This is a genomic window from Vibrio sp. M260112, from assembly GCF_036533775.1.
Taxonomy (GTDB): domain Bacteria; phylum Pseudomonadota; class Gammaproteobacteria; order Enterobacterales; family Vibrionaceae; genus Vibrio.
The window spans coordinates 19126-30210 of record NZ_JATABH010000045.1; the positions used below are offsets into that span (position 1 = coordinate 19126).

Below are 11085 nucleotides of genomic sequence, written 5' to 3' on the forward strand. Positions count from 1 at the left end.
AAAAGCCATTCGGAACCGAATGGCTTTTCATTTAAATAACTATTGATCTAAGTTATTGTGCAGAGCAGTCAGCGATACCGACTTGTTTCCACACTCCCCATTGTCCGGAGTTCAATGGGTTCTCTCCAATGTTTGCATACCATTTGTTTTCCCACACATAACCTTCCCATACTACCTGAGTACCTGAGTTTGGATAAGGAATGGTTGCATCCCACAAGTTGTCACACTGACCACCAGTGCCCGTTGAGGCAGCGACAACAACCGTACTTGATGCCGCCGTCGTAGCCTGACCATCACTAACCGACACAGTGAATATCAATGAAGTATCCTGGCTATACTCTGGCGCAACAAAACTCACTGACGCTCCGTTGATCGTCGCCTCCAGACCCGCCGGGATTTGCCAGCTGTAAGTAAGAGGATCATTATCTGCATCTGTTGCTGAGGCGGTAATTTGTACCACATCCCCCTGACTTGCATTAGCAGGTGCCGAAACTTCTACTACAGGAGCGTGGTTTTTAACTGGCTGATCGGCTGGATTAACAGTAACATTGACGGTATCAGTGGCGACCGCACCCTCGTTGTCAGTAACGCTCAATTGGAATGAAAGTGTTTCCGCTTGAGTTACTTCAACAACATCGAAGCTTGCTAAAGCTGAGGCCGCTCCGCTCAGGCTGACAGACGTACCCGCCGTCTGTGTCCACTGGTAACTAACGATGCTGCCATCACTATCACTAGAAGCACTGCCATCAAGTGTCACACTTGCAGGGCCAACAACCGTAACATCCGCTCCGGCGCGAGCAATTGGATTGCGATTATCAGGCGTTACACTACCGTCAGCCAAACCCTCATGCATTGCGTTTAAGATATCACCATTATCTGCATCCAGTTCCCAAGAGAAAAGACCAGCAAGACCAAGTTGACGTACATAGTTACCTTTAGCAATCACAGAACGCGAATCATCAAAAGTAATTAATTTGCCAGTACTTGGGTTCCATACCCACGGTGCTTGTGCTTGATCATCATAACCATACTGGAAGCCATTAATGCCAGTATTATCCGCACCCAACATGTACGACTTAATGCCTTTGTAATCAATCACACCCGCTTCCCAGACACCTTGAGCAGTAGTGCCTGTCAGAGGACCACTACCTGTACCTGTCATTGGGTCAGTTGGATCGGACAAGGTATCCGGAGTCACACCGTCCCAGCCACGGCCATACATCGCCGCACCCAGCACAAGTTTGTTAGCTGGAACACCCTGTGCCAACAGTGCTTGAATACCATTGTCTGCCGTGTATGCCGGACCTTTGTATGCTTCACCATTCTCATCAACACCGCTACCATCACACTGGCCCGGGCGCATAAATGTGCCACAGTAAAGCGCCGTCTGATGTCCTGGAACATTGTTCCAACCACCATAGAAGTCATAGGTCATGGCAAAGATGTAATCCATGTATTGAATTGCATTGCCATAATCGACATCTTCAATCTTATCGTAGCCAACACCAATCGCAGACGTCAGTTCATAAGTGCGTCCAGTCTCCGCTTCGAGATCATCAAGCATAACGCGCAGTTCCTGCATCAAAGCGATATAAGCAGGACCATCATTAACTGGGTCACCTAAATCCGCAGCGGCACCGCCACCACCCGGGAATTCCCAGTCAATATCAACGCCATCATAGAACTTCCATGTCTTCAGGAATCGTTTTACAGAGGCGACAAAAGTGTCTCGATTGGCTTTGGTGGTAAAGTCGAAAAATGGGTCGGAAAGTGTCCAACCACCAATTGAAGGTATGATTTTAAGATCTGGATTACGCTGTTTAAGCGCCATTAACATACCGTAGTTGCCCTTGATTGGCGTACTGTACTCATGGCCTGCCTGAGTGAAGCTTTTCTGATAAGCAGCCCATGGGTCGTGAATGACAACTTCATAGTCAGACATTCCCTGACAAGCGGTAGTAAGCGCTTGGAAACTATTTCCGCCTACCGCTTTAAGTGACTCATTCGGGCCACAAATTGGGATAAATCCGTAAAGAATGTGAGTAAGGTTATCCGCTGGAATATTATCTACGGTGAAGTCTCGACCATAAATACCCCACTCTACAAAGTAAGTACCGACGACGGTATTAGGGTCGGTATTATAAGACTTATTATTGGCATCAATGTTCATCTGCAACGGAGCTAAATGAGCGCCATCAGTATCAGCAATAACGATCTCTGCGGGGTCACTGGTGCTACAGACTGTAGCGTCACATGCTTCAACGGTAAGCTGGTAACGACCAGCTTGGCTATAGGTGAAGCTAGCAACGGTTTGTGCGCCATTAATCGGACCAGTCGCGACTTGCTGACCATCAAAGTAGATCTTATACGTGTCACCGGTAACACTACTACTCCACTGGTTAAACTGAATAGCGATGTCGACCAGTTCGCTATATTGGACCATCTGGTCATAGCCAGAAGTGGTTTCCATTGCTAATTGAATTTTCGAAAACTGAAGATCATTCGAACCATTTTTATCCACTATCGGCACTGCAGGCGCCGCCACTGCTATGCCCGACATCGCCAATACGATACTCGCGGCACACAAAGTTATACGATTCATACCTATTTCTCTCATTCCTTGTTTGTCGACTCTAAAATTAGAGTTCAATCTGCTCCCCACAAAACAGAGAACATCCCGACAAGTATTTAAGAAACTTCCGTCATTTAGGTATGACGATAACTACGACTTTCGAGTGAAAGTCAGAAATTAACAATTTGTTATCAAGTTATTACATCTCAAAGAAGACATTGTCCCAAAAACCAACAGTTAGCATTAAGTATTATAGTGATAGATCTGTTAGATAATTTTCAGGCTATAAATCTATTTATCAATAACAAAGAGATACATAAAACTGCCGCACTCAAAGAGTACGGCAGTTATTTAGTAGCAAAATTTGCAAGAATTTACGGACTATTTCGACTTAAACCGCGCCGTGAAATGACGAAGAACAGGCGGTTCATATTCAAAAGTAAGCCCTTTTAGCTCATGTGCACGCTCTTTTAACTCGATAATCGCATCCGCAATGTAATCCATATGATCGTTGGTGTAGACGCGGCGCGGAATCGTCAAACGCATTAGCTCGAGCTCCGATGCTTTCTGTTCACCAGTAGCAGGATCACGACCTAACAATAATGAACCAATCTCGACAGCTCGAATTCCGGCTTCTAGATATAAAGCATTACACAGTACCTGAGCTGGAAACTCATCGGCTGGGATATGTGGAAGAATCTTCGCAGCGTCGACAAAGACTGCATGTCCACCCGTTGGGTACTGGATAGGGATACCTGCCTCTCTTAGTCGTTCACCCAAATAGGCGACTTGACTGATACGATAGTGAAGATAGTCCTCATCAGCACCTTCATACAGACCACGAGCTAAGGCCTCCATATCACGTCCCGCCATACCGCCATAAGTAACGAACCCTTCCATTGGAACACAGCGGGTACGCACGGCCTGAAACAACTCTTCATGATCTCGGATACAACACAGACCACCGATATTCACCATTGGATCTTTTTTCGCAGACATCGTCAGCATGTCGCCGTACTGGTACATTTCGCGAATGATTTCTAAAATCGACTTATCTTGATATCCCGCTTCTCGTTGCTTTATAAAATAGGCATTCTCACAGTAGCGTGCGGAATCGATCACCACTGGAATATCATTCTTTGCCGCAATCTCATAGACAGCACGCATGTTTGCCATCGAGACAGGTTGACCACCCGAGCTGTTGCACGTAACCGTAGTGATGATGGCACAGATGTTTTCAGCACCATATTCAGCAATAGTGGATTGGAGCTTGTCGAGATCAAAGTTACCTTTCCAATCATATGGCGTAGCGGTGTCAAAGGCATGTTTATCAACCACGTTGATTGCCTTGCCACCGTTCAACTCAATATGACCCGCCGTTGTATCAAAGTGATAATTAGAGATAAAAACCGGATCTTTACCGCCACGTACGGCTTTCATACGTTCGATCAGCGCCGGAAATAGAATCTGTTCAGCACCACGCCCTTGGTGGGCAGGAACGGTAAGCTTATAGCCAAAGAAATGTTCCACAGCGGCACAAAGATTGTAGTAGTTACGGCTACCAGCATACGATTCGTCCCCCATCATGAGACCGGCCCACTGATTATCACTCATGGCACCGGTTCCAGAGTCGGTTAACAGGTCGATATAGACGTCATCACTTCTAAGCAAAAATGGATTTAATCCCGCTTCGTTCAACGCTTTAACACGATCGTCATATGTCGTCATTTTGATCGGTTCAACCATTTTGATACGGAAAGGTTCTGGGATACGTTTCATTGTGAATTTCCTTTAGATAGATCTGTTCGATTCGCGATGTCATGTCGCGAATGAGTTTAGTTAAGATGTATTTAATTAGGCGCGAGCGCACCTGAGGGAATTAACGAAACGTTGACTCTTTATTGAGTAAAGATAGGGTGTAGTCAATGTTATACCATGACGACAACACTAGTCTGTTGTCTAACATATTTGTATATGCCACAGCATCATCCTCCTGATTCATTGAACACTTCATTGAGTATAGCGGAAACAAAACACCAGTTACCGTGAAACGTAGCTCAAATTTATCACTCGCAACGCGCACTCATATAAGTGACATTATGCTTTGATGAATTTTTCAAACTTCTCACATTTGTTTATTGAAATCATTGAGTGAGCTAGGCACTCTCTTAAACAATAAATGCCTGTTTACTAGGAAACAAAAATGAAAATTAGAACAACACTACTTGCCGCTGTAACGCTAGGTATCAGCGCTACTGCTGCTGCGGATGTCACAATCGCTATTCCAGACACCATTGATGTTTTGGTGGTTAACGACAGTAAACCCGATGTCTCTGGCAGTATTTTTTCAGCCACCAAGACCCTGACCCTACCCGATGGTGAAAACCAAATTTTGTTCAAGTACCAGCCCTATTTCGATCAAGGCAAAGACCGCATCATTCTAGAAAGCGATCCCATCATTGGTACCTTTACCGCAAGTGATACTCAGCTCGAGTTTGACTTACCTAAATATCGCAACGAGCACGACGGCGCGAAGCAAATTCGTAACCTTGAATGGGCATTGATCGATACCAGTGGGCAAGCGATCGAAATGAAGCAAGACAAACTGGTGAAAGATGGTATGCAGATTGGACGCAACCATCAAATTGAACTGGCGGATTACAACCGAAGAGGCGGAGTTGCGGCAGTTTCAACTACCGCAGTGGTTGCCGTCACTCTTCCAGCTAAACTGGATCAGAAAAACGTTCAAGTTGGAGACAATACCGCTGAAGAGATGCTCCATTTTTGGTACAGCAAGGCCGACGCGGAGACTCAAGCTCGCTTCAAAGCCTTTATCAACAAGCAGTAATTTCATCTGTGCCAGCGGCTATGCGACCGCTGGCTCATCGTAAGACTGCCCAATTGAGATTCGGTAACACTCTGCGGCGTTCGTGACCAAGCAGCCAAACACTTGCTTATCTAACTTTCCTTTATCAACTAAGTCACCAATAATGCTGATTGCATTCTCCAGCGGCAAACCTGCTCGATAGGGTCTCGACTGAGTGAGTGCTTGAAAAACGTCTGCAACCGCAACCAGTCGGCTAGGGCCATCTAAGCTTTCGGCTGTCAGTCCTAGAGGATAACCTGACCCATCAAGTCTCTCATGGTGGTTAGAGGCCCACAGAATCACTTTCGAGTTAGTAAACATACTTTGTAACGCATGCCTAGAGTCCGTAGCATGGCGCTTAATACACGCATACTCCTCATCAGTCAGTGCACTCGGTTTATGCAAGGTAGAGCTTGGCGTTTTAAGCTTGCCAATATCGTGAATCAGACCAGCGAGATAAAGCGTTCGACTAGTTTGGTTGGAATACCCCAGTTGTCGAGCCATAAACTCGGTCAGCTGGGCTACGTGTAACGAATGCTGATAGGTGAACGAACTCTTCGCATCAACAATCTGTGCATATAGCAATCACCTTTTAAGTCTGTTAGTTTAAACCTAAACAAATATGCAAATGAGACACTATGTTTAGCCAAAAAATTGATGACGATATTTCTATTGCCCTTGTCCAAGAGTCGTTCGCACCACAGTACACATCATTGATTCAAGAACAGATAGACTATCTGTCACAATGGTTGGCATGGCCTCAGCACTGCAATAGTGAGCAAGATTTTTGCCTATTTGTTCAACGAGCGTTGCACGAGTATGCAGATGGAAAATCTATGACTTGTGCGATTTTCTATCGGGGAGAACTGGTTGGAAACTGCAGTTTCAACAGCATCAATTACGATACGCTATGTGCTGAAGTTGGCTATTGGCTATCTCAGCACCATCAAGGCAAAGGAATCATGACTCGAGTCGTCACATTCCTGATTACATATGCGTTTGAGCAACTACAGCTAGAGAAAGTACAACTTTCTGCTGCAGTAGATAACCAAGCCAGTCGGCAGGTGGCTGAAAGGGTCGGAATGACGTTAGAAGGAATCCTGACTAATCAGGAGAAAATTGGATCACGTATTCTCGATCACGCCATCTATGGCATCAAGAACAGTCCAGCTCGCTAGGCTTGATAATGAGCACATTTTTACTCGTTATCTCATAGATTTATGGCGTTATGTGCTAGCATTGCACTCGCTATAAATCCTAGAGATGGACATCATGCCTACCATTGCAAAGTTACTGCTAATCATTGCCGCTCTTGGTGGCGGTTTCTTTGCCAGTGACCTAATTTCTTGGTTCCAATCGACTAAACAATCAATTTCTCTTGATCAATACTGTTTGCTAACAACCAACAGCTGCCAACATAACGAAGTGGCGATATATGTCAACAAAGATACCAGTCAGCCATTAGTCCCAACCCAAATCGATGTTACTTGGCCGCAATCCGACAGTGAATATCTTCTCTTGTCCCTGCAAGGGTATGAAATGGACATGGGAACCGTGGTCTTCAAGCTGGATAAAACCCCACAAGGTGGCTTTTCTGGTCAGATAATCCTGCCTGTTTGCACAACCGGGGCAATGACTTGGTATGGTACGGTCAGCGATAGCAAAGAATCAATAAAAACCTCAATAAGGATGGAACGATGAGTCGTAATTGGTCGTTAATTTTAGTCGTCGCATTTGTGCTCGGTTTTGGGCTAAAAAGCTACCTTGATCAACAACCTAAATCAGCGTCAGTAGAACAATCTGATTCGAAGGTGGTGTTATTTGGAGAAAATAATCAGACTGTTGACCTGTTCGACAGCCAGGATTCACGTATACGCGTTGTTTACTTTGGCTTCACTCGCTGTCCTGACGTTTGTCCAACTTCGCTTGCCATGTTAGCGGGGGCGTTAAACCAAGTCGATGACGAGGTGAAAAAACAGTTTCGGCCAATATTTATTTCCCTTGATCCGGAGCGTGATGCCGCCTCTGATTCTTACAAGTACGCACAATATTTCCACCCGATGATCGAGGGGGTATCTGCGCCACTTGAAGTAACGACACCGCTTGCCCATAAATATGGCGTTATTTTTCGCAAGACCGAGTTAGAAAACTCGCAGTTGAAATACACGCTCGATCACAGCTCTTATTTCTATTTCCTAAAACCAGATGGCACATTGATTACCAAAGTGCCACACACACTGACACCAGCTCCGCTGGTCGAAACCTTTAAAACTGTTATCTCAGAAGGATAGTTGAATGAAACTTAAAGCCCTCTTACTAGCAACATTGGTTCTAAGCCCACTGGCTCACGCTAAAATGGACATCATGGCACATCACGCTTATGCGCGCGCGACGCCACCAACAGCCGTTACGAGCGCCGTATTCGGTGAGTTTATGAACAGAGGTGAACAAGAGCGCTATATTGTCTCTGCTACAACCGAAGCGGCAGGCAAGGTTGAACTTCACGATGTGATTAAAGAGGGTGAAGTCATGAAAATGCGTCAGATTGACCGCATTACCATCCCTGCGAAAGGAAAAGTTGAGTTAAAACCGGGTAGCTTGCACATCATGTTATTCGATCTCAAACAGCCACTAGCGGAAAATCAAGAAATCGACGTCCAACTCACGTTCGCGAATGGTGAACAATACACGCTCACCGCACCAGTGAAAAAAGTCATGAGCGGAATGCAACACAAGCACTAAAAATAGTGACGAGCAGAGGTGGGCATTCGCCCTCCTCTTTTGCTAGAATTGCACAAAACTGAAACAGTTCCATAGGAGGATACGATGATTGTACTAACAACCCACCCGGCAGGAACGGCGAAGCTTGGTTAATTAAAACTCCCCTTCCCTTCTCATTGCCCGGTGTATATCAAACCGGGGTCTTAGACCCTAGCAAATCTAATTAATAGATACAGATTTTCTGTAAGCTTGGGGCATATATGAATACCAAAGCACAACCAGCAATGTCATTAACGACACTTGGCTGGAACAATCTTTTTCAGCAACAGTTAACACTTGAAGATATCGAACACCAACGAATCGCCGCTCGAGTCATTGAGCACCATCGAAGCGGATATAAGTTGCTGTGTGAGTCAGGCGAAATCAACTTAGAAATTCACAAGTCTCTACCTTCCATGACGGTAGGTGACTGGGTTTTGCTCGATGTTGACTCGCGATTCGTCCGTCTGTTAGAGCGTCAGTCGCTCTTTCAACGCAAAGCGGCCGGCAGTAAAGTTTCTGAGCAACTCATTGCCGCAAATGTGACGTCGCTGTTTATTGTGTGCTCATTGAATGATGACTTCAACCTCAGCCGGATCGAACGATACTTAGCTATCGCACATGAAGCAGAGGTAGAGCCTGTTATCGTCTTGACGAAAGCAGACCTAACCGAGCAACTCGATGAGAAAAAAACACAAGTTCAAAAGCTAGACCCTCTGCTAATGGTAGAGGCAGTCAATGCATTGGACTATCAACAGTGTCAACGTCTTCTTGCTTGGTGTAACAGCGGTAAAACCGTCGCGTTTATGGGCTCTTCAGGGGTCGGCAAGTCTACCTTAGTCAACAGTTTGTTGCAGCAACAGGCGCAACAAACGGGTGGAATCAGGGAGAGTGATAGTAAAGGGCGCCATACGACAACGAGCCGTTCTTTGCATTTCATGCCAAGCGGCGCAGTGCTCATTGATACTCCTGGAATGCGCGAACTCCAGTTGGTTGACTGTGCCGATGGCGTTGCAGAAACCTTCTCTGACGTAGAATCTCTTGCTGCACAATGCCGCTTCTCAGACTGCCAACACCAAGACGAACCGGGTTGCTGTATTCGTCAAGCGATTGAATCGGGTCATCTCGAGCAAAGAAGGCTGAATAACTACCTTAAACTTATCCGTGAGCAACAGCACAACAGTGCAACTATTGCGCAAAAACGGGCCACATATAAACAACAGACTAAATATTACGAGAGAGTGCAAAATGCTCACCGTAACCAGAAACACGTGAGCGACTACTAAAACATAAAGGGGGCACTCGCCCCCTTTTGTTATTTACCAATTTAATACACATTTAAAACATATAATTCACATAAAATGAATTATCTTAATTTTTCATGCTACTTTTCAATTAATCCTAGACACATTATTTCAAGTCGCTAGTATTAACGACTCAGTTAGCAATAACTGAGATGACTATAAATTCATAAATCTATTCATTGCAGGGATAACTATGCAACACAACTCACTCATTGCGCGCTTTGCACGTGGCAATCTGGTACTGCAGATCCTAGCTGGCATCGTTCTTGGTGTTGGTCTGGCAACTGTATCTCCAGAGCACGCGAAAAGTGTCGGTTTACTCGGAAGCCTGTTTGTCGGTGCACTTAAAGCGGTTGCACCAATTCTTGTGTTTATTTTGGTCGCGGCTTCGATCGCTAATCAAAAGAAAAACCAACATACCTACATGCGTCCAATCGTGGTTCTTTACCTTTTCGGCACATTTACAGCAGCGTTAACCGCTGTTGCATTGAGTTTCCTCTTTCCAACCACATTGACGCTAGTATCAGGTGCAGAAGGGGCTACACCGCCTCAAGGCATTGCTGAAGTACTTAACACTCTTCTATTCAAGCTAGTCGATAACCCAGTTAACGCGCTAATGAGCGCGAACTACATCGGTATCCTTGCATGGGCAGTGGGTCTTGGTTTGGCGCTTCATCACGCATCTGGCACCACTAAAGCAGTATTTGAAGACCTTAGCCACGGCGTTTCACAGATCGTTCGCTTTATTATCCGTTTAGCACCATTTGGTATCTTCGGCCTTGTCGCTTCCACACTGGCGACAACCGGTTTCGAAGCTTTGGCTGGCTACGCTCAACTACTCGCGGTTCTTTTAAGCTCTATGGCGATCATTGCGCTGATTGTTAACCCACTCATCGTGCTGGTTAAGACTGGAGAGAATCCATACCCACTTGTTCTGCAATGTATTCGCGAAAGTGGTGTTACGGCATTCTTTACTCGCTCAAGTGCAGCAAACATTCCTGTCAACATGGCACTATGTGAAAAGCTTAAGCTTGATGAAGATACTTACTCAGTTTCTATTCCTCTTGGCGCTACCATCAACATGGCGGGTGCCGCGATTACTATCACAACGCTAACACTAGCAGCAGTTCATACCTTAGGCATTGAAGTGGATCTTATGACCGCATTGCTATTGAGTGTTGTTGCGGCAATTTCAGCATGTGGCGCATCAGGCGTAGCAGGTGGTTCTTTGCTATTGATCCCGCTAGCTTGTGGTTTGTTTGGTATTCCAAACGAGATTGCTATGCAGGTTGTCGCGGTTGGCTTCATCATTGGTGTGGTTCAGGATTCGGCGGAAACGGCTCTAAACAGCTCAACTGACGTCGTCTTTACCGCTGCGGTATGTAAATCAAAGCAGAAACAAGAACTTAAATAAGTTCAGCGTTGACCCAAACCAGTAAATTACCACCTTCTAAAGAAGGTGGCTTTGTGTGAGCCCCCTAAAAGGGGGCCTTTGTTTAGTCCAGCGCTAATTGTTGCTGTTCCACGCGCTCTTTCTTCTCCTGATGTCTTACATAACGTCGAATGATTTCTTCATTAATTCC

The 11085-nt window shown here is 45.5% G+C and carries 9 protein-coding genes and 2 pseudogenes; 7 read left to right on the plus strand and 4 right to left on the minus strand.

Features of this window, described 5'->3' with window-relative positions; translation table 11 throughout:
* Positions 1 to 52: 52 nt before the first annotated feature.
* Positions 53 to 2602, minus strand: a complete 2550-nt coding sequence (locus QTN95_RS16220) for a glycosyl hydrolase family 18 protein (protein ID WP_331418177.1) — start codon at positions 2600 to 2602, stop codon at positions 53 to 55.
* A gap of 351 nt (positions 2603 to 2953) precedes the next feature.
* Positions 2954 to 4351: a tryptophanase gene (locus QTN95_RS16225; protein ID WP_331418178.1), complete on the minus strand. Its 1398-nt coding sequence runs from the start codon at positions 4349 to 4351 to the stop codon at positions 2954 to 2956.
* A 424-nt stretch (positions 4352 to 4775) separates the two neighbouring features.
* On the opposite strand from QTN95_RS16225, the gene QTN95_RS16230 reads away from it, so the two are divergent.
* Positions 4776 to 5420 carry a DUF2057 family protein gene (locus QTN95_RS16230; protein WP_331418179.1) on the plus strand — a complete coding sequence of 215 codons (645 nt, stop codon included), beginning with the start codon at positions 4776 to 4778 and terminating at the stop codon, positions 5418 to 5420.
* 18 nt (positions 5421 to 5438) lie between these two features.
* On the opposite strand, the pseudogene QTN95_RS16235 reads toward QTN95_RS16230, so the two are convergent.
* Positions 5439 to 6014, minus strand: a pseudogene (locus QTN95_RS16235) (HD-GYP domain-containing protein); the annotation flags it as partial.
* A gap of 62 nt (positions 6015 to 6076) precedes the next feature.
* Here QTN95_RS16235 and QTN95_RS16240 point away from each other — a divergent pair.
* The 6 genes from QTN95_RS16240 to sstT all read left to right on the plus strand — a co-directional run bounded on the left by QTN95_RS16240 (position 6077) and on the right by sstT (position 10916).
* A complete protein-coding gene (locus QTN95_RS16240; RefSeq protein WP_331418180.1) occupies positions 6077 to 6616 on the plus strand; it encodes a GNAT family N-acetyltransferase in 540 nt (179 codons plus the stop codon).
* Positions 6617 to 6710: 94 nt separating this feature from the next.
* The gene (locus QTN95_RS16245) at positions 6711 to 7139 is read left to right on the plus strand and encodes a hypothetical protein (RefSeq protein WP_331418181.1); all 429 of its coding nucleotides are present in this window, start codon (positions 6711 to 6713) and stop codon (positions 7137 to 7139) included.
* Entirely contained in the window at positions 7136 to 7729 is a 594-nt protein-coding gene (locus QTN95_RS16250) for an SCO family protein (RefSeq protein WP_331418182.1), read from the plus strand. Before QTN95_RS16245 ends, QTN95_RS16250 begins: the two co-directional genes overlap by 4 nt.
* Positions 7730 to 7733: 4 nt before the next feature.
* On the plus strand, positions 7734 to 8180 hold the full coding sequence (locus tag QTN95_RS16255) for a copper chaperone PCu(A)C (RefSeq protein WP_331418183.1): 447 nt from the start codon (positions 7734 to 7736) through the stop codon (positions 8178 to 8180).
* Positions 8181 to 8419: 239 nt separating this feature from the next.
* Complete coding sequence (gene rsgA, locus QTN95_RS16260) at positions 8420 to 9484, plus strand: ribosome small subunit-dependent GTPase A (RefSeq protein WP_331418184.1); 1065 nt, start codon at positions 8420 to 8422, stop codon at positions 9482 to 9484.
* Between the two features lie 211 nt (positions 9485 to 9695).
* Entirely contained in the window at positions 9696 to 10916 is a 1221-nt protein-coding gene (gene sstT, locus QTN95_RS16265; RefSeq protein WP_331418185.1) for a serine/threonine transporter SstT, read from the plus strand.
* 82 nt (positions 10917 to 10998) lie between these two features.
* On the opposite strand, the pseudogene QTN95_RS16270 reads toward sstT, so the two are convergent.
* Positions 10999 to 11085 (minus strand): annotated as a pseudogene (locus QTN95_RS16270) (IS200/IS605 family transposase); the annotation flags it as partial.